This window comes from Streptomyces sp. bgisy159 (genome assembly GCF_057707805.1).
In genome coordinates this window covers 95,841-117,757 of record NZ_JBYIQX010000024.1, presented here as the reverse complement: position 1 = coordinate 117,757, position 21,917 = coordinate 95,841, and the positions used below count along the sequence as shown (strand labels likewise).

The window sequence follows — 21,917 nt, the reverse complement described above, 5'->3', positions numbered from 1 at the left end:
AGCTCATTTGGCTCACTTGGCTCACTTGCGTGCCCAGTCCCGCCGGTACGCCGTCCAGTCCCCCTCCGTCGCCGCGAAGTCCACGTACAGGGCCACCCCGAAGTTCGCCCGGTCCGCGTCCGTGCGGGACAGCCCGAGGCGGACGCCACGGACGGCGGCGGGCACGGTCTCGGCGTGCGCCCAGTGGCCGAACCGGTTCTCGTGGTAGAAGGGCAGGCCCATCAGCAGATCGGTGCCGGCGGGGGTGGCCTCCAGGGCGAGGGAGGTCTGCTGGGCCACGTATCCGCCGTAGGTGCTCTCCAGCGGCTGCATGGTGTCGTACGACATGACGGCGATCTGGTCGACGCGGCGCGCGACCTCGCCGAAGAAGGCCTGCGACCACCACTTGGGGTGCCCGGCGACGGTCCCCCAGAAGGAGTGGAAGCCGGGCAGCGGGTCGATCTGGTGCGCCGCGACCGAGAGTTGGGCGCCCTGCGCCGCGGTGACGGCGTGCAGGGCGTCGAGCAGACGGAGATAGTCGCGGTCGCCGGAGTGCAGGGGCTCCAGGTCGAAATGGGCGCCCTCGAAGCCGACGGCGAGGATCGCACGGGCGGACCGTACGACGTTGGCACGCGTCCCGTCGTCCTCCAGCCGCATGCCGGTCGGGCCCTCGGTGGCGAGCACGTCACCGAGCCACGCCTGCACCCGCACCCCGGGCATCTCCCGGTGCACGGCCTCGATGAACCAGCGGGCGCGCGGATACGCCGACCCGGGCAGCGTCCCGTCGTGCTCCAGGGGCCCGGAATGCACGTACAGGTCCCGGATCCCGGTCTGCCCCAGCCGCCGCGCCAGCGCCTTCACGTCGGCGTCCTTCTTCCGCCCGTCCACCCAGGCGTGGCCCAGCCAGATCGCGTCCTTGCCGCGGGTGAGGGTGCCGTCGGCGAGGTCTCCGGCGTAGTTGATCCGGAGGGCGACCTGCGTCCCGAGCACGGGGAGGATGACGGCCAGCACGAGCGCGAGGAGCGTACGGAGGGTCCAGCGGAGCCGGCGGGGGCGGCGGGGGGTGGGGGTGGGGTCGGCGGGGGTGGCTTCGGCGTCGGTGCCTTCGGGGGTGGTGCCTTCAGGGGCAGCGTCTTCCGGGTCGTGGCCCGTGGGGGTGGTGTCGGTGACGTCCCTCTCCCCGTCGTTCCCGGACCGTATCGAGGACCGCTCCACCCCGTGCCCCTCCCCGTGCGCGTGCTGTCCCCCCGTCCCCGCGTCGGGCGCATCCCGCTCGCGCCACCGCAGAAGCGGCCATACGCTCCGAAATGTGACGTCGTCCCTGTTCCGTGCCCGGTCGCGGCGCGCCGGGTCCCAGGTACCCGTGCGGGTGGCGCACGCCGTGCTGAGTGGCGCGGCCGGGGCCGTGTGGCTGCTGTTGCCAGGGATGACGACGAACACCGGCGTTCCGGTTGCAGCATCGCGATCATCGGCTTCGGCACCGACTCCGGTACCGGTACCGGAGTCGGTATCGGTACCGGCACGGGTTACGACCTCCCCACAGGCCGCCCCCGGCGACGACGAGACCTCAGGCACCAACCTCATCCTCCCCGTGACACTGGTGGGCGCGGCGGCCGTGCTGGCGGCCTACGGCTACACACGCCGGGTCCGCCGCACCCGTACCCGCACCACCCCGGCCGCACCCGGCTCCCCCGGTCCCCTCACCGCCGCGGACGAACTCGCCGACCTGGACGAGCGGTCGCGTGCCGCCCTGGTCGAGACCGACACCCGCCGGCACGGCGCCCGGGGCGAACTCGCCCTCGCCCGGACCAGCCTCGACCCGGCGGCCGTGGAGCCCCTTGCGGAGGCGGTCCGGGCGGCCGAGGCCGAGCTGACGGCCGCGTTCCGGATCCGGCAGCGCTACGACGAGGGCGTCCCCGGGGAGGACGCCGCCCGCAGGCACGCGCTCGCCGGGGTGATCGGCCGCTGCCAGGAGGCCGCGCGCCGCCTGGACGCCGAGGCGGCGGCGCTGCGCGAGCTGTGGGACGCGGCGGACACTCCGGGCGGCGGGGCGCTGCCGGTCGCCGAGGCCCGCTTCCGGGAACTGGCCGCCCGCACGGCGACCGCCCAGGCCACGCTCACCGACCTGCACGAGCGGTACGCGCCGACCGCGAGCACCTTCGCCACCGGGTACGTCGAACTGGCCAAGGACCGCCTGGTGTCGGCGACGACCAGCCTCAACCAGAGTCATCAGGAAGCCGATTCGGGCCGACCCGAGGAAGCCGCCGGGCATCTGCGTGCCGCCGAGGACGCCGTCGCCCAGGCCGGCGTGTTCATCGACGGCGTCGACCGCCTCGCCGCCCACCTCGACGAGACGGCCCGCCTGATCCCCGCCACCCTCACGGGCGCCGAAGCCGCGCTGGCGGAGCTGCGCACCCCTCTGCTCCGTGAAGGCGAGACCTACTCACAGCTCCTGCACGCCGACGCCGTACTGGCTTCGGTGCGGCGTGAGTTGACGTCCGGGCATCCGTACGACCCGGCAGACGCGCTGCGCCGCATCGTACGGGCGCTGTTCCCACCCACCGGTAGCCGGTCCGGGGTCCTGACCGCTGCGGCCACGCTCGTCGCGCGGGGCAGCACGGCCGCTGCCCGGGAATTCGTCGTCACCCATGGCGGCACGGTGGACGTCACGGCTCGAACCCGGCTCGTGGAGGCGGAACACCTGCTCATGACGGACCCGGTACGTGCCGATGAACTGGCTTGCAAGGCACTTGAGTTGGCGGAGCGGGACGCGAGGCTGCACGGAGCGGTCCTGTAGCGGTCCAGTGATGATTCCGGCACCCCCCGGCCGGGCGTTTGTATGATGATTCGTCATTGGCGAGCGTCAATACGGGAGTCGAGACGGACCTACGGGGGTGGGTGACGCGTGATCCAGCCGGAGAAGATTCCGCAGTTCACGGGTGATGTCGACCAGTTGGAGCTGGACTACGCGAGCCTGAAGACGGATGCGGGCAATGTCCGCACCACGGGTGGTGACGTCCACTCCAAGTTCCAGGGGCTGTCGGCGTTCTACCACGCCCCGGAAGCCGAGCAGCTCTTCGCCACCACCAAGCCGGTGCAGGAACGCGCGAACGACTTCGCGACCGACCTGGAGACCGTCTCCTCGGCCCTCTCCTCCTACGCCACCGAGATCCGTCCGCTGGTGCAGAACCTGAAGGATCTGAAGCTGAAGGCCCAGACGTTCGTCGCGTCGGTGAAGGACGATGACGAGTGGGACTACGACGAGGACAAGGTCGAGGAGCACAACCAGCTCCGGGACGACATCACGGCGACGGTGGCGGCGTTCTGGGCGGCGGAGCGGACCTGCCACAACAAGATCACCGGGATCTGGGGCGGGACCCAGATGGTGGCGGGGGACGGGTCGGAGCGCAAGGACCAGTACGGCTTCAACGCCGAGGACATGAAGAACGCCAAGCTTCCCTGGGGTGACCCGGTGGAGGAGCGGCACCACTGGTACGAGGCCGGGCACTGGATCAAGTCCTTTGTCTGGGACGGCCTGATCGTGGACGGGATCTGGGGCACGATCAAGGGCCTGGGCACGCTGGTGGGCTTCGGTGGCTGGGAGGCGATGGGCCAGGCGTGGAAGGGCCTCGCCCAGCTCGCCACCGGCCTGGCGATCAGCGCCATTCCGGGTGTGGGGACGGCGTTCTGGCTGCTGCCGGACGACAAGCTGCCGTCCTGGATCCGTGACTCACGTACGGCGATGAAGGAGACCGGCAAGGCGCTGGTGGCGTGGGACGAGTGGGGCAAGAACCCCGGCCGCGCCGCCGGCGCCGTCACCTTCAACGTGCTGACGACCGTGTTCACGGGCGGCGCGGGCGCCGGGGTCTCGGGTGCGGGCAAGGCGGGCGCGGTCGCCAAGGTGCTCTCGGCTGCGGGCAAGGCAGGCAAGGTCATCGACCCGATGACGTATGTCGCCAAGGGCGCGGGCGCGGGTCTGTCGAAGATCGGTGACATCAGCGCCGCGCTCAAGGGCGTCGGCAACATCGAGATCCCGAAGCTGCCGGACAACGCGATCACGCTGCCCGAGGGTGCGTTCAAGCTGCCCGACGGCACGGTGCACCTGCCCGAGGGCACGGCGGTCCCGGAGGGCGCGACGAAACTGCCCGACGGGAACATCAAGCTGCCCGACGATGTGCCGGCGGTGCCGGAGGGCTCGGTCAAGCTGCCCACGGACGAGGGCGCTCCGGCGCGGTACTACGACCCGGCCGGCAACCTCCTCGACGAGCGGGGCAATGTCCTGCAGAAGGCCCCCGACGCCCCGGGCGACGCGGCGGGCCGGCCCGGCACGGGTACTCCGCCTGCCGGTTCGGACCTGCCCCGGGTCGACTCGCCGGTGAGGGAACCGGCGATGGCGGGCGCGGCCGCGCACACTCCCGAGCCCGTGCAGCACGTCAACCTGGGCAGCAGCCTGGACGACGTGGGCCGACTCGGCGAGGACGTCCCCACGTCCCCTGCCGTCCACGCCGGCGGCGACCTGCCGGGCACCGGCATCGGCCTGGGCGACAACCTCCCCGGCGGCGGCGTCGGCGACCACCTGCCGACCAACAGCCTGGACGAGCGCCTCCCCACGGGCACGGACAACGCGGTCCCCGGCCCCCGCACGGGCGGCGACCACCTGCCCGGCGGTCATGCCGACGATGCCGCAACCCCCGCCCGCGACGTCCCGGGCGGCACCGGCGACACCTCCCTGCCGGGCCACGGCGGCGCCGAACCGCCCACAGGGGGCGCCTCGGACGACCTGGGGGGCCTCGGCGACGACGCCTTGGACCAAATGGACGGACTGGGCGACGACGCGCTGGACCACGCGGACGACACGACCACGCCCGACCACGCATCTGATGAGGCGTCCAGCCGTAGCGATCACAACGGTGCCCAGGAACTCTCCGCCGCAGAACGCAAGCAGATCCAGGAAGGGCACGTCTGGAAGGCCAACAACGACCCGGCATGGTTCCAGGAACATTACGACGAGATCGGCCGACGCAAGAACGCCGAACGCATCGTCGACGGGGCCGAGCTGCCCATACTGAAGAAAGACGCCAACAACAACTGGATCGCCAAACACGACCTGCCGAGCGGACCCTCGGAGACGAAGTTCAAGCCGACTCCTCTCGGCCCGGAGACAGTCCCTGAGCACAACGTTCCGAAGCTCGACGAGGCGGCTCGGAACCGCAGGCTGTCCGTTGACCTGCTCAATGCCGAGCGGGCATTCGAGGAAACGCCGTCGGCCGCCAACGCGGAGGCCCTGGCCAGGGCACAGCAGGCTTACGACAAGCACCTCCCCGGGGTTCCCAACAACAGCAAGCTGTCCGAGCAACTCGGTGAAGCTGCAGCACGGCACCACGTCATCCCGAAGGAGTTCCCGACCGCCGAGCGCCTCGAACTCCCGAAGACGCCGAACGGCGCCAACATGTTCGATGATGTGTACAAGCTCGGCGACGACGGCAACTACCTCATCGTGGAGGCCAAGGCCCCGTCGGGCGACCTGGACTGGCGCCAGGGCAAGGCCGACCCTGACCCGTCGGACCCCGCAGCCCATGACGGGGGAGCCCAGGGCATGCGGGTCAAGCAGGGCACAAAGCCCTACGTACGCACCATCCTCGCGGAAATGACCAGTCGGGGTGGAAGAGACGCTGAGATCGCCGCGGACATCCGGGCCGCGCTGCGGGACGGCAAGGTGCAGTACGTTCTGGTGAAGGCGGTGGACAACCCGGGTCACGCCTACGCCGGTGCCGTCATGGAGCATTTGAAGATCTGACCGAGGAGAGCAAGTGGTCACCCGCATCCCCCGCCATGCATTCCGCACCGACAACGCAGCTGAACTCATCGCGCCGATCGCCAAGAGCACGAAGGACGTCCTCGACCACATCGAGACGTCGGAGGACGACCGTTACGACGCGCTGACGGCTTCCCTCACTCTGGCGAAATGGCGCTGTCTGACGGACCCGACGGCAGGGGAGTTCCCGAGCTGGGAGGCATGGGTCACCGCCATGCAGGTCGGTAGCGGACTGTTCGCCGCGGGAACAGCCGCTGAGGGCCCCGTGCCGTGCCGGATCGGCAGCACGGGCGAGGTGAAGAACCTTCCCGTGACCGGCCCCCAGGACTATCTGCACGCCGGGAACTGGCTGACCTCCTTCTACCTGGCGGTGATCTGCCGGGAGAACGACCGGGTCGATCGGCTGGCGCAGGTACCGGTCGCCTTCCTGCGTGAATCCGGCGCGGAATTCGACGATTACATCTACGCCTGGGTAGAGACACTTCAACATCTCTGGTTCGGCCGGCAGGCCGCCTGGGACACCCTGGTGACCGCGATCGACGGCACGGCGCCCGAGGCCGCGCAGATCGCCGGTCCGGAGTTGATGCTCAAGATCCTCTACCCGCCGATCGAGCTCTTCCACCGCTACCTGCGCCGGGAGGCCGAGCAGTTCAACACGGCGCTGGTCGACGCTCTCACCTGGCACAAGGAGTACTGGACGGCCAACGAGGCACGCTCCCGGAGCGGCGAGGGCCTCGTGGCCCTCGGCCCCCTCGCCATCGCCTGCATGGCGTACGACGCCGACCTTCCCGTCGAGGTGGAGTCCGAGTACATCCCGAGGGCCCTGCTGAAGCGCTCCTGGGTCGGCGAGTACGACACGTGATCGCCTCCATCGAGCGTCTGGAAGAGGCGCCCGGGATGATCGACGGCGCTCTCAGTACGCCGATGCCGGAAGCCGGCTCGCCATCGTCTGCCGCGACCGGAAACGGATGCCCCAGCGGCTGCCGGCTCCCCCTCGACCGCCTGCGCTCACCCGAAGGCTCGTACGTCGAGTACACGTACCACTGGTGGGCGCGCTCCGGGCAAACCGGCTGCAGCGCCCGGAACTCGTGGGCCTGATCGTCGCGACCTCGGGGTGGGAACCTTTGACGGCAGCGACCAGTTCGTCCACGGGCCGGAGGAGGGCCGCTGTGGTCACGACCGTTCCCCGACACAAGTACTCCACGGACGACGTGCCGGACACCCTCGACGCTCTCGGCGAGACCGCGGACTGGATTCTCGACGAGTTCGCCGACTCGGCGGTGCTGCGTCCCCAGGCACTGAGCACGGCACTCACCCTGGCGCAACAACGCTGTGCCGTTGACCCACAGGCCGTGAAGTTCGAGACGTGGGAGGCTTGGGTGACGGCCATGCAAACCGGGTCCGCGCTCTTTGCCGCCGCCGTGGCCCCGGAGGGCACTCGCGTAACCTGCCGGGTCAAGGACCGGGAGCGCACACTCCCCGCGACCGGCCCCGAGTCCCATCTGAACGCGGGAACCTGGGTGACTTCCTTCTACCTCGCGATGATCTGCCGCGACAACGATCGACTGCGCCAGTTGGCCGAGGTACCCGTTTCGTTGCTGCGTGACTCCGGAGCGGTGTTCGACGAGTACATCTACCCCTGGGTAGAGACGCTGCAGAGCTTCTGGCTCGGTCGTCAAGATGTCGGCGACAAGCTCGTCGCGGCAGTCGACGGAACCTCCCCGGAGGCTCTGCGGTACGCCGACGCCGACTTGATGGCAAAGGTCCTTTATCCGCCTCTGATCGTGTTCTACCGCGTCATCCGCCGAGACGCCGCGGAGTTCAACAAGGCGCTGGCTGACGCGGTGCGCTGGCACAAGGCGTACTGGACCGCCGACGAAGATCGCGCGAACCACGCCGACGGGCTCGTCGCCCTCGGACCGCTGGCGATGGCCTGCCTCGCCCGGGACCAGGGCATTTCCGTCGAGGTCGAGTCCGAGTACCTGCCCAGGGCTCTTCTGGAGTACGCCTGGATCGGCGAGATCGAGTACTGAACCTGCCGAGAGGACCCGGGACGGCATGACCCGGCCGACTGGCAAGGGTTCCTCCTGAGGGACCCAGTGCCGGGGTCACGGCGCATACGTCTCTCGCGCCGGAGCCCTGGGGCCTGTACCGGGGCCCTGGGTCAGAACAGACTCAGCAGCGCCTCCGCCGGATCCGTCAGGCCCGTCTCGCCGTCGGGCAGGGGGAGTTCCCTGGGGTGACCCGGTGGAGGAGCGGCACCACTGGTACGAGGCCGGTCACTGGATCAAGTCCTTTGTCTGGGACGGCCTGATCGTGGACGGGATCTGGGGCACGATCAAGGGCCTGGGCACGCTGGTGGGCTTCGGCGGCTGGGAGGCGATGGGCCAGGCGTGGAAGGGCCTGGCGCAGCTCGCGACCGGTCTGGCGATCAGCGCGATCCCGGGTGTGGGCACGATGTTCTGGGCCCTGCCGGATGACAAGCTGCCGTCCTGGATCCGTGACTCACGTACGGCGATGAAGGAGACCGGCAAGGCGCTGGTGGCGTGGGACGAGTGGGGCAAGAACCCGGGCCGGGCGGCCGGAGCGGTCACCTTCAACGTGCTGACGACCGTGTTCACGGGCGGCGCCGGTGCCGGGGTCTCGGGTGCGGGCAAGGCGGGCGCGGTCGCCAAGGTGCTCTCCGCGGCGGGCAAGGCGGGCAAGGTCATCGACCCGATGACGTATGTCGCCAAGGGCGCGGGCGCGGGTCTGTCGAAGATCGGTGACATCAGCGCCGCGCTCAAGGGCGTCGGCAACATCGAGATCCCGAAGCTGCCGGATGACGCGATCACGCTGCCCGAGGGTGCGTTCAAGCTGCCCGACGGCACGGTGCACCTGCCCGAGGGCACGGCGGTCCCGGAGGGCGCGACGAAACTGCCCGACGGGAACATCAAGCTGCCCGACGATGTGCCGGCGGTGCCGGAGGGTTCGGTCAAGCTGCCCACCGAGGAGGGCGCGCCGGCGCGGTACTACGACCCGGCCGGCAACCTCCTCGACGAGCGGGGCAACGTCCTGCAGAAGGCCCCCGACGCCCCGGGCGAGGCGGCCGGCCGGCCCGGCACGGACACCCCTCCGGCCGGCTCGGACCTGCCCCGGGTCGATGCCCCGGTCAAGGAACCGGCCATGGCAGGCGCGGCCCCGCCTGCCGCCGAGGCCGTGCAGCACGTCAACCTGGGCAGCAGCCTGGACGACGTGGGCCGACTCGGCGAGGACGTCCCCACGAGCCCCGGCGCCCACGCGGGCAGCGACCTGCCCACCGTCCACGCCGGCGGCGACCTGCCGAGCCCCGGCACCGGTTTGGGCGACCAACTGCCCGGTGGATCGGCTCACGAGCACGGTCCCGGTCCGTCGGTCGGCCACAGATCGCCGACCAACAACACCGCTGGCCACACAGACGGCCCAGCACATGGCCAGGCCGATGGCACAGGCGAAGGCCAGGGCGGCGAGACTTCGACCGGTCACGGCGACACCGCCGGTCAGACTGACGGCCCTGGAGTCGGCGGTGGGCATGACCAGGTGAACGTGTCCGAGCCGAATGGGCCGACAACGGAATCACCCGTTGAAGGTTCCGCATCGCCGTCGGAGCCATCAACGGGTGGGACGGAACCGCCGCTCGATGCACAGTTCGTCGATGACCGCATCAAGGAACTTGACGACAGGCAGGGCGGGGAAGGACATGCGCCTGGACGCCACTTGTATCCGGACGAGCAAGCGCTGCAGGACCGGTTGGGCACGGCGAAGCTCGATGCCTCGGGCAACCCGCAGATGTACGGCCCGAACTCGGCCAATGCAGGGCATGTGAAGTCGGAGAACAACGTCGATCCACTCACGGGTACGACAGTCGACGGGGTACACGGCGGCACGCACCGCGTGGGGCCATACGCCACCAGGTTCGACAACGCCGAAGACATGGTGCGGGCCGACCAGTACTTCCGCGATGAGATTGCGCGTACCGGTGAGCCCCCGGACGCGGATGTGCCGATCGAAGACCTGCTCGGGCCCGAAGGCCACAAGCGCTTCACCGGGTTCTATCGAAACCCGGCGAACCTGAACGAGTTCCTGCCCGTAGACTTCGAGGGCGGTGGCATCCGGCCGGTCTATCGCATGGAGGATGGCGACTGGAAGCTCATAACCATGTACGCCAATCCTGCACCAGGCCGTCACCCGTGACCGAGGTTGAATCTGTGAATCGAGAACTCGAAAAATTCATCAAGGTATACCTGAATGCGGAACAGGCCTATGACACCACGGGCTACCTTCGGCCCACGTTGCATGCCTTCAAGGAGGAGTATGTCAACGGTGTCCGAACGGGACTGGAGACAGCGTTGAGGACGAGGGAAATATCACCCGCAGATTATGAGCACCTCACGGACATTGAGTTCGACAATGAGGATGACTTGTACGAGTACCTGCGCGATTTGTATCAATATTTGTTTGAGGGTCGGGATCGACAGCCCATTCCGCCGAATTAGGGGACATTCTTGCCACCTACGCCGGTGTATCCGGCAAGGTCAGGGAAGACGCTTCCCCTGAGATGCGCGTTATGACCCGAACCCCGACATGGCGGAGGCCTGGATTCGACTGAGGTCGGGCAAGCACAATGAGTCCGACCTGCTCTTGCTCGAGCATTAACTCGCGGAACACCGGTATTACCAGACCCATCCAGGCTCCACGTATGCTGAGGCGCACGCCGCAGCGACAGAGGTCGCGGACTGGGCGAGCAACGTGGCACCACCCGGGCGCGAGAGTTATACGTGGGAAAAGTAACCGATGGCTTTGTACGCGCAGATCGAAAAGATCCAGGAAGACGATCACCAAGTTCGGTACAGGTACACGGATATTTCCGGCCGGGAGCGCATTCTGCTACTCGACAAGGATTCCGAGACGACTTCCGCCGAAGACGGAGCGGAGGACATGCTGTACCGGGCGGTGGCCAGGAAGGTCGCTGTGGCATGGCTTCGCGACGGCACGGCTCCCGATAAGCTGCTGGTGCAGTCCTGAAGCTGTGTCACGGTGGGACCTGAAGTGATCGAGGATCGTTCACGTGCGCGGCTCGACCGGATCCGGGTCATCGACTGGGGTGACGACTCGGCCGCGTATGAGCATGCGAATTCGCGTGCGTTGCTCATACGGGAGTAGCTGCGTCGCTCGGCGGCCTGGGCCCGGGCGTACGGCCCCGACGCGGCACGGGGGCTTCCCACGCAGCAGCCCGCGAGGCATCGTGCGGCGTCGAACCGACGAGGACCGGACGTACGACGAAGCCTTCACCCGGAACCTCCGCTGGGAGCCGACCGAGTACCTGCGACGCTACGAGCTCGGGCACAACTAGATCGATCACGTCACGATCTCGGAGATCGAAGCGGCACGGTTCATCGAGAACGCCGGCCGAAGGATGACAAGCGGCGGCTCGCTGTAGGGGCGGTCTCGGGCGACGACCTCGTCCTCTACGGGGCCGCAGCCGGGAAGGTTGCCCTGGCATGGGTTCGGGGCGGCGAGGCTCCCGAAAAGGCTCTTGTTGCGTCCTGAAACGGCGAGTTGAGCCGAGGCTTCATGTCCAGCACGGCCCTGCTGCATCTGCGGGCCCGGCGTCCGGTCCCGGCCCTTGCCGTCAGAACAGACTCAGCAGCGCCTCCGCCGGATCCGTCAGGCCCGTCTCGCCGTCGGGCAGGGGGAGTTCGAACCAGACCGTCTTGCCGCGGGGGGTGCGGCGGGAGCCCCAGGCCGCGGAGAGGAGGCCGACGAGCTGGAGGCCGCGGCCGCCCTCGTCGGTGTCGCGGGCGCGGCGGCGGCGCGGCTGGACGAGGCCGGCGTCCCAGACCTCGCAGACCAGGGTGCGGTCCAGCAGGAGCCGCAGGCGGATGTCGCCCTCGCCGTAGCGCAGGGCGTTGGTGACGAGTTCGCTGACGAGGAGTTCGGTGGTGTCGACGAGCGCGTCCATGTCCCAGCTGAGCAGTTGGGCACGGGCGTACTCGCGGGCACGGCCCACGCTGCGCGGCTCGCGCGGCAGGGTCCAGTCGCCGACCGAGTCGGCGGGCAGTCCCTGGACGCGGGCCATCAGCAGGGCGATGTCGTCCTCGCCGTGGTGGGTGTCGAGGGTGTTGAGGACGTGGTCGCAGACGTCCTCCAGCGGGCGGGCGGGGTCGGTGAGCGCCCCGACGAACGCTTGCAGGCCCTCGTCGAGGGGGTGGTCGCGGGACTCGACCAGGCCGTCGGTGTAGAGGGCGAGCAGCGCGCCCTCGGGGAGTTCGACCTCCACCTCCTCGAAGGGTTCCCCGCCGACGCCGAGCGGCATGCCGGGCGGCACGTCCAGCATCAGCGCCGGTTCGCCGGGTTCGACCAGGACCGGCGGGAGATGGCCGGCGTTGGCGAAGGTGCAGCGGCGGGTGACGGAGTCGTAGACGGCGTACACGCAGGTCGCCAGGTACACCTCCGAGAGGTCGGCCTCGCGGGGGCGGCGGGCCGCCCGGGTGGCCTGCTGGACGCCGCCGGGGGTGCCCAGCCCGCGGGCGATCTCGTCCAGCGCGGACAGCACCTCGGCCGGTTCCAGGTCCAGCAGCGCCAGGGTGCGTACGGCGGTGCGGAGTTCGCCCATGGCCACCGCGGCGCGCAGGCCGCGGCCCATCACGTCGCCCACCACGAGCGCCGTGCGGTGGCCGGGCAGTTCGATGACGTCGAACCAGTCGCCGCCGACCTCGCTGGGCCGCCCGGTGGAGACGTTCCCGGGCAGGTAGCGGCAGGCGATGTCCAGGCCGGAGGCGACCGGGTCACCCGGCGGCAGCAGGGACCGTTGCAGTATCAGCGCCCGCTCGTGCTCGCGCCGGTACAGCCGGGCGTTGTCGATGCACACGGCGGCCCGCGCGGCCAGCTCCACCGCCAGGTCCCGGTCGCGGTCGCCGAACGGCTCGCTTCCCTTGGTCCGGGAGAACCGCGCCAGTCCCACGACGGTGTCGTGGGCGACCATCGGCACGGCGAGCGTGGACTGCACCAGGCCGCCGTCCTCGCCGGGGACGGTCTGCGGGCGCGCGGTGCGCAGGGCCGCGGCGGAGGGCGAGTTGAAGGGGAAGTGGTGCACGGCGCCGACCGGGACGGGGGTGTCGGCGCCGGCGAGGGGCACGTCGGAGACGGCGGAGGAGAAGGCGACCCGGCGCACCTCGGCGCTGCCGTCGGCGAGTCCGGGCGGGGTCTCGTCGCCGGCGAGCAGACCTTGGTAGAGGTCGACGGTGGCGAGGTCGCAGAAGCCGGGGACGACGACGCCGAGGAGTTCGCGGGCGGTGGTCTCCAGGTCGAGGCTGTTCCCTATGCGGGCGCCCGCCTCGTTGAGAAGGGCGAGATTGCGCCGTGCGGCGGCGGCCTCGCGGGCGGCGGCGCGGCGGGCGGTGATGTCGAGGCCCAGCCAGGCGATACCGATGGGACGGCCGCTGCCGCTGTGCACGCGGTAGAGGTTGATGGACCAGTGGCGGCGTTCGTCGGAGCCGGGTACGTACCCGGTGACGTGCATGTCCGTGACGGAGTCGCCCGTCTCCAGCACTCTGCGCAGCACCGCCGAGACGCGTTCGGCCTCGGACCGGGGCAGATAGTCGTGGACGCCCCTGCCGCGGTGGTCGTCGGGAGTGCCGCCGAAGATGGAGGCGAACCGCCGGTTGGCCCGGCGGACTCTGAGGTCGGGGTCGATCAGCAGGAACCCGAACGGAGATTGACCGAAAATGGCCTGCGAGGCGGCCAGGTCGGTCTCGATGCTGCGTAGGGTGCGCACGTCGACGACGATGCACACGGCGGCGTGGTCGCCGTCCTGGGTACGGGTCGGCATGACGTAGACCTCGGCAAGGCCTTCCTCGCCGCGCCCGCCGCCGACGGTGTCGGGCACCCGGAAGGGGACGACGCCGGTCCACTCCCGTCCGTCGAGGATCTCGGCCATCTTGCGCTGGCCGCGGTCGCGCAGGTCGGGGTCGACGAACGCCTCGATGGGGTCCATGCCGACGGCCCGTTCGGCCGGGACACCGAAGATCTGCTCGGCGCGCAGGCTCCACTGGTCGACCAGACCGTCGGCGCCGATGGAGAAGGACGCGACCTTGATGTAGTCGTAGATCGAGCCGGGCGGACTGCTCTGCCAGACGGCCTCACCGGGTGTCGTCCCGTCGGCGGCGAACGCGCGCGCGGCCTCGGCCGCGGGTCCGCCCGCGGACTTCGCCCTCGCGCCCTCCGACGAGTCCTCGGACTCCGTGGCCTTCGCTGGTATCTCGCTCACGCGAACCGTCCCCTCCAGCTCACCGCGTCCGGCACCGGTCACCGGAGGCGGCTGCCCGCAGTATCCAGCACTACGGCGCCGCACGACACGGTGTTCACGATCACAGCACGGTCCAGGCGTTTTTTGGACCGTCCTGCCAGAACACTTCCACTCTTCTAACCAGCAGACACGTCGTCGAATCACACACTCGGACACGTGTGGTCGGCGGAGTGCCGGCGGAGTGCGGCGACCCGGCGGAGAGTCGGGCCGCGTCCGCCCCGATCGGGCCGTGCGGGAGCGGGATTTCAGCCCGGCAGGACGAGCTCGAACCACACCGTCTTCCCGGTGTCATCGAGCCGGCTGCCCCAGCGGCGGGAGGCGGACGCCACGAGTTGGAGTCCGCGTCCGCTCTCGTCGTCCGGCCGGGCCTCGCGCTCGCGGGGCGGCTCCGGCAGCGGGTCGGAGACCTCGACCAGCAGGATGTCCCCGAGTCCGGACCGGGGCGCCGGGCGGATCAGGCGGACGCCGATGGGGCCGGTGGCGTGCCGCAGCGCGTTGGTGACGAGTTCGCTGACCAGCAGGGCGGCGGTGTCGCTGACCCCGTCCAGGTGCCAGGTGCCCAGCTGGCGGCGGACGACGGCCCGGGCGGTGCGTACGGCGCCGGGGTCCGCGGGGAAGCTCCACTCGGCGCGGTCGCCTTCGGTGTCGCTCACGCCGATCACTTCCTGGGCCTACGAGGCGCCCCCATGTCCGATTTCGTGGGGTTAATGGCCACATACCCGGTATAGCGAGGCGAGTACCGCGCCACAGGGCGCACCGTGGCACGAACGGCGCATGGCGAGCCCCGCTGGTCCGCCGGCCGGAGCGTCCTATCGCCTCGGGGGGTGCGCCTGCCGTGCGGCCCGGAGTTCGGCGTGCTCCCCGTGGTCCCACCGGTCGGCGACCCGGCGGACGGCGGGTACGTCCTGGTCGAGCCAGTCGACGTCCCAGATCCGGTCGCGGGTGAGCCAGCGCAGTGCGTCGTGGTCCTCCAGGGGCTGCGGGGCGGCGGAGCCGGGGCGCAGCCGGGCGGTCCAGGCCCACAGGACGTAGGGCTCCCGCAGCGGCCACTGACCGGGGACCCGCTCAACGGCCTCGGCGTCGACGCCCAGTTCCTCCCGCAGCTCACGCTCCAGGGCCGCCTCGGGCCGCTCGCCGGGCTCCACCTTTCCACCGGGCAGCTCCCAGCGGCCCGCGAGGTCGGCGGGTGCGCTGCGGCGCGCCGCGAGCAGTCGGCCCCCGTCGAACAGGGCGGCCCCCACCACCACGATGCGTTCCGTCATGGAGCCGGAGCCTACGGGACGGCCGGGCCGGGCCGTCCCGGGCGCCGCCTCGGCCCCGCCGGCCGGGGGCCGAAGGGTCGGGTCGGGCGAGCGGTCAAGCCGGGCGAGCCGGGGGCCGCCGGGAGCGCGGTCACCGCCCGGAGCGCGGTCGGCCTCGGCGGGCCATGCGTGATCGGCAGCGCGGCGATCGGTCGCCCGCCGGTCGGCCGCGCCGGCGATCGGGCACCGGTGATCGGTCACCGGTGAGTCGGGGTCAGGCCGCGGTCCGCTCCGTCAGTTGCGGGTGTTGTCCGCGTTCTGGGCGCCCGCTCGGGTCTGGCCCATCCGTTCGACCCAGTAGAGCTGTTTGTGGCCACGGCGGTCGAGGCTGTCCGCGATCTTCTGGGCCTCGGCACGGGTCGCGTAGCGGCCCACGCGGTAGCGATTGCCGTTGTCGTCCTGGCGTATGACGAGCCAGGGAAGTGAGGTGCCGTCACTCATTGCGCCCCTCGCCCCCTCCCTGCTCCGGCCCGCTCGGAAGTAGCCCGCACCCCGCCGTCTAAGGAAACCGCAATCCGCATATGCCCGAGCGTACGCCTTACCTTTACGCACCGAACACGCCTTTTCACGAAGAGGTACGCAACCAGCCAGAACGCAGGGGGCGCACGGGAGGAAACGCGCCGTGCACCGAGGGAGACGCCTCCGGTCGGGGGCGTGCCGGGCAGAGTGCGGGCGACCTGCGGGAACCGTCGGAAACGACTGGAATCCACCGGCTGGAAGAGGACGGTGAGGCACCGTTCGGCGGAGGCGGCCGCCCCGAAGGTCGTGCGCCTGTGCGCGGCGTACGCGCCGCGCGGACGGGTCCGGCCGTGCCACCCGCTCTCATCTCACGGGCAGGTGGTATGCCACCCGGTACCGGTCCGCCGGGATCACCACGTCGGCGGTCTCCACCGCGCGCCCGGAGGCGTAATAGGTGCGCTGGACGACGAGCACGACGTGACCCGGGACGCCTCCCAGGGCGAGGAGTTCCTCGGCGAGGCCGGGACGGGCCCCGACCTCCTCGGTGACGTTGTCCACGATCACGTCGATGGCGCGCATGCGCTCGACGACGCCCATGCCGCCGAGCGGGCCCTCCTCGGGCAGCATCACGGGTGTACGGCCGGTGACGGAGAGGGGCTCCCAGGAGGTGGAGAGCATCATCGCCTCGCCGGCCTCCCGGAACACGTATTTCGTGCACATGACACGATCACCCGGTTCGATACCGAGCCGCTCGGCGATCTGGACGCTCGCCGGAGTCTGCTCGCTGCCGGACTCCCAGGTGCCGCGCGCCTCGGCGTCGGCCTGCTCCTGCCGGAAGGGGGTGGCGCCGCCCGCCGGGCGGAACCCGGACCGCGCGACGCGGCGCGGCACGGGCCGCTCCCGGACGTACGTCCCGGACCCGGAGCGGCCCTCGACCAGCCCCTCGGCCATCAGTACCTTGCGGGCCTCCAGCGCGACGGTGTCGGAGACGCCGTACTCCTCGCGGATCCGGGCCTGCGACGGGAGGCGGGTGTGCGGGGGCAGTGAACCGTCGACGATCTTCTTGCGGAGATCACCCGCGACCCGCAGGTACGCCGGCTGCTCACCGAATGTCACTGGCCGCTCCCATCAGGTTGTACAGACAGCAACAGCGTGGCAACCGTGGGTTGGGCCGTGCAAGCAAAGGCCAGGGAATCACTCGATGTGATGACTTGTGCCCCGGCCAGCGTTTAAGCAGGCGCACTCACACGTCGAGGCGGTCCTCCGAGTCCCCGGAGTCCCCGCCACCCGAGCCACCGCCGAAGCCGCCGCCGTAGGGCGGGGTGGTGGCCAGACCGAGCGCCTTGCGGACCTCGACCGTCGTGTCGCCGTCCACGTACCCGTAGGCGGTGTCGTAGTGCTCGTAGAAGCTGTCGACTCCGCGCGCGCCGGCGGCCTTGCCCCACTCCGCGGCGGCGTCCCCCATGTCCTCGATCAGGGCGTCGACGGATCCCTGGACCGCCGACGGCCAGGTACGCGCGCGCAGCACCTCCGCCTCCGCCGCCATCCTGCCCTGCATGTCCCGGGCCCACTCCTGGTTGACCTTCAGGTCGTCCTCGGCGAGGTCCTCGGGCTCCTCCGCGAGCACGTCGTCGACCTTGGCCATCGTGGCCAGGAAGAGCATCTGGTCGGCGTCGAGGGTGGTCGCGTCGGCGCGCAGCGAGCCGGTGAGCGCGTCCGCTTCGGAGCCGGAGGTGAAGACGCAGGTGATCTCGTGGTCGCCGTACTCCCAGCTGTCGCTGGTGGGCCACAGGTAGGAGACCTCGACGTTCTCGGGGACCGCCCAGGGGTCCATGGCGTAGGCGGCGCTCAGCTCCGAGCACTTGTCGTCACCGATCTCCCACACCCCGCTCCTGCCCGGGTAGGCGGACTGGTCGAGCGGGACGACGGCGAACACCTCGGCGTCGTGCCGGCGGGAGCAGGGCACCTCGTCGACGTAGTCCACGTAGTCGTCGAAGTTCTTGCCGCCGCCGGGCACGTCGAAGCAGTCGCCCTGCTGCAGGGCCGTGACCGATCCGTCGCGGAAGCCCTCCTTGAAGCCCGCCCAGGCGTCGGAGGCCACCCCGGTGGACAGCGAGACGACCCACAGCGCCAGGCCGAGCGCCGACAGCACCGCCCCCGTGATCGCCATCGGCCTGCCGCGCTCGCCGCGCCTGCGGATCTGCACCAGCGCGATCACGCCGAGGACCAGTCCCACGGCGGGCAGGAAACACATCACGCCGAGGACGAGTGCGGCGATGGCGACGCCGTTGACCGCCGGCCGCCGGTTGAACGGGGTGTAACCCTGCGCCCAGGGCTGGTAAGGCGCCGGCGCCCCGTAGGGACCGGGGCCGGGGCCGCCGGGCGGCGGGTAGGCCGCTCCCGGGGGCGGAGGGGCCGGACTGCACGACGGCCCCTGCGGCTGCGACTGCGGCGCCCGGAACGGGTCCTCCGGCTGCTGGGGGTCGGCGGGCGGGGGTATGGACACCGGTACCGGGCTCCTGGTTCGAACAGCGGTGGGCACTGCCGCGGAGACGGGCGTACCGGAACCGATGCGCCGGAACTGGTGTGCGACCTGCGACAGACGACAGGGCGCATGGTAAGCGTGTGACGCGTGGGGCGGGTATGCGGGTCGCGAACACGACGATCCGGGCGGTCGCCGCGCCGGCCACCCAGCCGCCACGCGCCGGGGTGCGACCGCTGCCGGTCCTCCTCCCGTGGCAGCCGCCCTGGACCTGAACGCCTACGAAGTTGAATGAATGCTCACAAAAAGGGCCGAACTCGCCCTCGCGGCAGGAGGGGTCACCGACCCCAGGCCCTGCCGCGAGGACGAGTCCCCCGACCCGGAGGAGCAGCCCCCGGGCGCCGGGTGAGTGTCAGCGGGCGCGGCCGCGCGTCAGAACTGCAGCGCCCAGGCGTCGATGCGGCCGGTGTCCAGCCAGGCGTTGTCACTGACCCGCAGCGTCCACGTGCCGTCGGCGCTCTCCGAGGAGGCGTCGACGGTGTACGTGGTGTCGATGTCGTCGCTGCTGCCGCCGGTCCCGTACGCCTTGAGGGTGTACGCCGTGCCGTCGGGGGCGATCAGCTGGACCCGCAGGTCACCGATGTAGGTGTGCACGATGTGCACCTCCACGGCGAGGTCGGACGGCGCGTTGCCGGAGACACCACTGACGGTGACCGGCGAGTTGGTCGTGGAGTTGTCGCTGATCGCGTAGTCGGTGGTGTTCTCGAAGCGGTCACCGGTGGGCGGCGGGGGCGTCGTGCCGCCGTCGCCGACGTACAGCAGGCGGTTGGGCGAGCCGCTGCCCGGGCTGGAGACGACGCCGCTGGTCGCGGCGGCCACCAGGGCGTCGCTCACCTGGGACGGGGTCGCCGTCGGGTGGTCGGCCAGGTAGAGGGCCGCCGCTCCGGCCACGTGCGGGGTCGCCATCGACGTGCCGGAGATGGTGTTGGTCGCCGTGTCGCTGGAGTTCCACGCGGAGGTGATGGACGAGCCGGGCGCGAACAGGTCGAGGACGGAGCCGTAGTTGGAGTAACCGGCCCGGTAGTCGGACGAGGTGGTGGCGCCGACGGTGATGGCCTCGCTCACGCGCGCGGGCGAGTGGTTGGAGGCGTTGTCGGTCTCGTTGCCGGCGGCCACGGCGAAGGTGACGCCCGCCGCGACGGCGTTGCGGACCGCCGCGTCGAGGGTGCTGTCCACACCACCGCCGAGCGACATGTTCGCGACGGCCGGCTTGACGGCGTTCTGGGCGACCCAGTCGATGCCGGCGACCACCTGGGCGGTGGTGCCCTGCCCGGAGTTGTTCAGCACCCGTACGCCGACGATCTTCGCCTTCTTGGCGACGCCGTAGGAGCCGCCCGCGATGGTGCCGGCGACGTGCGTGCCGTGGCCGTGGCCGTCCTGGGCGGTGTTGTCGTTGTCGACGGCGTCGTAGCCGTAGGAGGCCCGGCCGCCGAAGTCGCTGTGGGTGATGCGTACGCCGGTGTCGATGACGTAGGCGGTCACACCCTGCCCGGCGGAGTCGGGGTAGGTGTACGAGTTGTTGAGCGGCAGCGCCTTCTGATCGATGCGGTCCAGGCCCCATGAGGGCGGGCTGGGCTGGGTGCCGTCGACGTGGAAGAGGCGGTTCTGGACGACGGAGGCGACGGCCGGGTCGGCGGCGAGACGTTTCGCCTCGATCCTGGACGCCTCGATCGCGTAGCCGTTGAGCGCCTTGCGGTAGGTGCGCTCGATCGTGGCGCCGTACTTGGTGGTGACGGCCTGGGCCTGGGCGGTGCCGGCGCGGGTGGCGCCGGGCTTGAACGTCACGATGTAGCTGTCGGCGACCGCGTCGGCGGCGCCCTCGTACTGGATGGTGCCCTGCGGGGCGGCCGTGGCGGGGAGGGCGGAGACGAGACCCGCGGCGAGTACGGCGGTGGCCGCCGCACTGATCGTGGCCATTCTTCGCCTGCTGGAACGCATCACTGCCATCTGAGGGATCCTCCTCAATCGGTGGTGCGCTGGTGGGGAGTGCGCGCGGCACGACCCCGACGGACCGGATGGGCATGCCCATGACAATCGGGGCGGTGCGTGCGTCAGCCGAAAGATTGGGGCTTCCACAGGAATTGCACAAGGGGCCCCGCACGGACGTAACAGGTTGGAAGCGCGACCGACATGACGTGCCGTCATATGCGACGGGGACGGGACCCCGGCCGGTCCCGCCCCCTGGCGCACGCCGTGGCCCGCCGCGCTGGCTCAGGCGGTCGGGACCGCGGAGCGTGACGGGTCCGAGAACGCGGAGCCGGGGACGCGGGGGACGGTGGCCTCGGCCAGCGCAGTGAGGGTCCGGCCGGGGCCGATCTCCATCAGGCGGTCACAGACCAGGTCGGTGGTGAGCGCGCGCAGCGTGTCCGCCCAGCGGACCGGCGCGGTGATCTGACGGCGCAGCAGCTCGGCCCAGTGCGGGCCGCCCCGGTAGGCGCGGGCGTCGGCGCCCGCGACCACCGCCGTGTGGCCCGGCATGAAGCGTGCGGCGGCCAGGACGGCGGCGACCGGCTCGACCGCCTCGGCCATCAGCGGAGTGTGGAAGGCCCCGCCCACCGGCAGCGGCGTCGCCTTCGCCGCCCCGGCCCGCAGCAGCGCCTCGGCGCAGCGCGCCACGTCGGCCGTCCGGCCGGCGATCACCGCCTGGCGCGGCCCGTCGTAGTGGGCGACCCAGGCCTGTCCGCCCCGCGCGTGGGCGTCGTCGACCACCTGCTCCACCCGCGCCGGGTCCAGGCCGGCCACAGTGGTCATCGCGCCCTCGGCCCGTTCGCAGGCCCTCCGCATCGCCGCGCCGCGCACCAGCAGCAGCCGTACCGCGTCCTGCGGGTCCAGTATCCCGGCGGCCACCAGCGCGGCGTACTCCCCCACACCGTGTCCGGCGCACGCTCCGGGGAACGTGGCCAGCGGGTGCTGGTGGCGCAGTTCCGTCAGGGCCACCAGGGCGAGGGTGAAGACGGCCAACTGGGCGTTGTCGGTGCGGCGCAGGGTCGCCGCGTCCGCGTCGAGGAGCAGGTCCGCCACGTCCCGGCCGGCCGCCTCGGCGACCTCCGCCACCACGGACCAGCCGTGACCGCGGGTCCAGGGCAGGCCCATGCCGGGGCGCTGCACTCCCTGGCCGGGGAACATGAGCGCCAGTCGGAGGGTCGTCATCGTCTTCCGTCTCCTTCCTACGGACCGGCGCGCGGCGGGCGAACGCTTCCCGTTCCCGGATATCACCGTCCGGGCCGCTTTTCCGGGGTTTCCCGGACGATGAAACACCACGATCGCGGTTTCGGCGGCCGGCATTCCACTTGAGTGGTGGGCGGATACGCCCAAGGAAGAGGGGCATGTCCCCTTGGTCGATTCCCCCTTGTCGACCGGCTTTTCGAACGCCTAGCTTTGTCGCCGTGAGTCCGGACGGAACACCGGCGGATCGACGGACCGCCGGCCATTCCGCGAGGAATTGCATGCAGGAGCCGGAGCCGGCTCTTCCCGAACGGCCGCCGCACGTCTTCC

16 protein-coding genes are annotated in these 21,917 nt (G+C 70.8%); 7 read left to right on the top strand and 9 right to left on the bottom strand.

Features of this window, described 5'->3' with window-relative positions:
- Window positions 1-21: 21 nt before the first annotated feature.
- Entirely contained in the window at window positions 22-1,194 is a 1,173-nt protein-coding gene (locus tag AC3ET3_RS22875; protein WP_435612796.1) for a glycoside hydrolase family 18 protein, read from the bottom strand.
- Between the two features lie 376 nt (window positions 1,195-1,570).
- Here AC3ET3_RS22875 and AC3ET3_RS22870 point away from each other — a divergent pair, with 376 nt between their 5' ends.
- The 7 genes from AC3ET3_RS22870 (at window position 1,571) to AC3ET3_RS22840 (ending at window position 10,837) form a co-directional block, all read left to right on the top strand.
- Window positions 1,571-2,776: a hypothetical protein gene (locus AC3ET3_RS22870; RefSeq protein WP_435612795.1), complete on the top strand. Its 1,206-nt coding sequence runs from the start codon at window positions 1,571-1,573 to the stop codon at window positions 2,774-2,776.
- 108 nt (window positions 2,777-2,884) lie between these two features.
- Window positions 2,885-5,776, top strand: coding sequence for a hypothetical protein (locus tag AC3ET3_RS22865; protein ID WP_435612794.1), 2,892 nt, complete (start codon window positions 2,885-2,887; stop codon window positions 5,774-5,776).
- A gap of 13 nt (window positions 5,777-5,789) precedes the next feature.
- Entirely contained in the window at window positions 5,790-6,656 is an 867-nt protein-coding gene (locus AC3ET3_RS22860) for an immunity 49 family protein (protein ID WP_435612793.1), read from the top strand.
- Window positions 6,657-6,963: 307 nt separating this feature from the next.
- Window positions 6,964-7,827 (top strand): immunity 49 family protein, encoded by an 864-nt coding sequence (locus AC3ET3_RS22855; RefSeq protein ID WP_432157705.1) that lies wholly within the window; start codon window positions 6,964-6,966, stop codon window positions 7,825-7,827.
- Window positions 7,828-8,041: 214 nt separating this feature from the next.
- The gene (locus AC3ET3_RS22850) at window positions 8,042-10,006 is read left to right on the top strand and encodes a hypothetical protein (protein ID WP_435612792.1); all 1,965 of its coding nucleotides are present in this window, start codon (window positions 8,042-8,044) and stop codon (window positions 10,004-10,006) included.
- Window positions 10,003-10,308, top strand: coding sequence for a hypothetical protein (locus AC3ET3_RS22845; protein WP_432138679.1), 306 nt, complete (start codon window positions 10,003-10,005; stop codon window positions 10,306-10,308). The genes AC3ET3_RS22850 and AC3ET3_RS22845 overlap by 4 nt, the downstream gene beginning before the upstream one ends.
- A 298-nt stretch (window positions 10,309-10,606) precedes the next feature.
- Window positions 10,607-10,837: a hypothetical protein gene (locus AC3ET3_RS22840; protein ID WP_432159241.1), complete on the top strand. Its 231-nt coding sequence runs from the start codon at window positions 10,607-10,609 to the stop codon at window positions 10,835-10,837.
- Window positions 10,838-11,444: 607 nt separating this feature from the next.
- Here AC3ET3_RS22840 and AC3ET3_RS22835 read toward each other — a convergent pair.
- The 8 genes from AC3ET3_RS22835 to AC3ET3_RS22800 all read right to left on the bottom strand — a co-directional run bounded on the left by AC3ET3_RS22835 (window position 11,445) and on the right by AC3ET3_RS22800 (window position 21,572).
- Window positions 11,445-14,081: a SpoIIE family protein phosphatase gene (locus AC3ET3_RS22835; protein ID WP_432139907.1), complete on the bottom strand. Its 2,637-nt coding sequence runs from the start codon at window positions 14,079-14,081 to the stop codon at window positions 11,445-11,447.
- Window positions 14,082-14,365: 284 nt separating this feature from the next.
- Window positions 14,366-14,773 (bottom strand): ATP-binding protein, encoded by a 408-nt coding sequence (locus AC3ET3_RS22830; protein ID WP_432139906.1) that lies wholly within the window; start codon window positions 14,771-14,773, stop codon window positions 14,366-14,368.
- A 156-nt stretch (window positions 14,774-14,929) separates the two neighbouring features.
- Window positions 14,930-15,382, bottom strand: coding sequence for a (deoxy)nucleoside triphosphate pyrophosphohydrolase (locus AC3ET3_RS22825; RefSeq protein WP_432139905.1), 453 nt, complete (start codon window positions 15,380-15,382; stop codon window positions 14,930-14,932).
- Window positions 15,383-15,655: 273 nt separating this feature from the next.
- Window positions 15,656-15,862, bottom strand: a complete 207-nt coding sequence (locus tag AC3ET3_RS22820; protein WP_432139904.1) for an SPOR domain-containing protein — start codon at window positions 15,860-15,862, stop codon at window positions 15,656-15,658.
- Window positions 15,863-16,243: 381 nt separating this feature from the next.
- Window positions 16,244-16,996 (bottom strand): GntR family transcriptional regulator, encoded by a 753-nt coding sequence (locus AC3ET3_RS22815; RefSeq protein ID WP_432139903.1) that lies wholly within the window; start codon window positions 16,994-16,996, stop codon window positions 16,244-16,246.
- A 127-nt stretch (window positions 16,997-17,123) separates the two neighbouring features.
- Window positions 17,124-18,386 (bottom strand): DUF4190 domain-containing protein, encoded by a 1,263-nt coding sequence (locus AC3ET3_RS22810; protein ID WP_435612791.1) that lies wholly within the window; start codon window positions 18,384-18,386, stop codon window positions 17,124-17,126.
- 408 nt (window positions 18,387-18,794) lie between these two features.
- A complete protein-coding gene (locus AC3ET3_RS22805; protein WP_432139901.1) occupies window positions 18,795-20,369 on the bottom strand; it encodes a S8 family peptidase in 1,575 nt (524 codons plus the stop codon).
- Window positions 20,370-20,633: 264 nt separating this feature from the next.
- Window positions 20,634-21,572 carry an ACP S-malonyltransferase gene (locus AC3ET3_RS22800; protein ID WP_432139900.1) on the bottom strand — a complete coding sequence of 313 codons (939 nt, stop codon included), beginning with the start codon at window positions 21,570-21,572 and terminating at the stop codon, window positions 20,634-20,636.
- Window positions 21,573-21,917 lie beyond the last annotated feature (345 nt).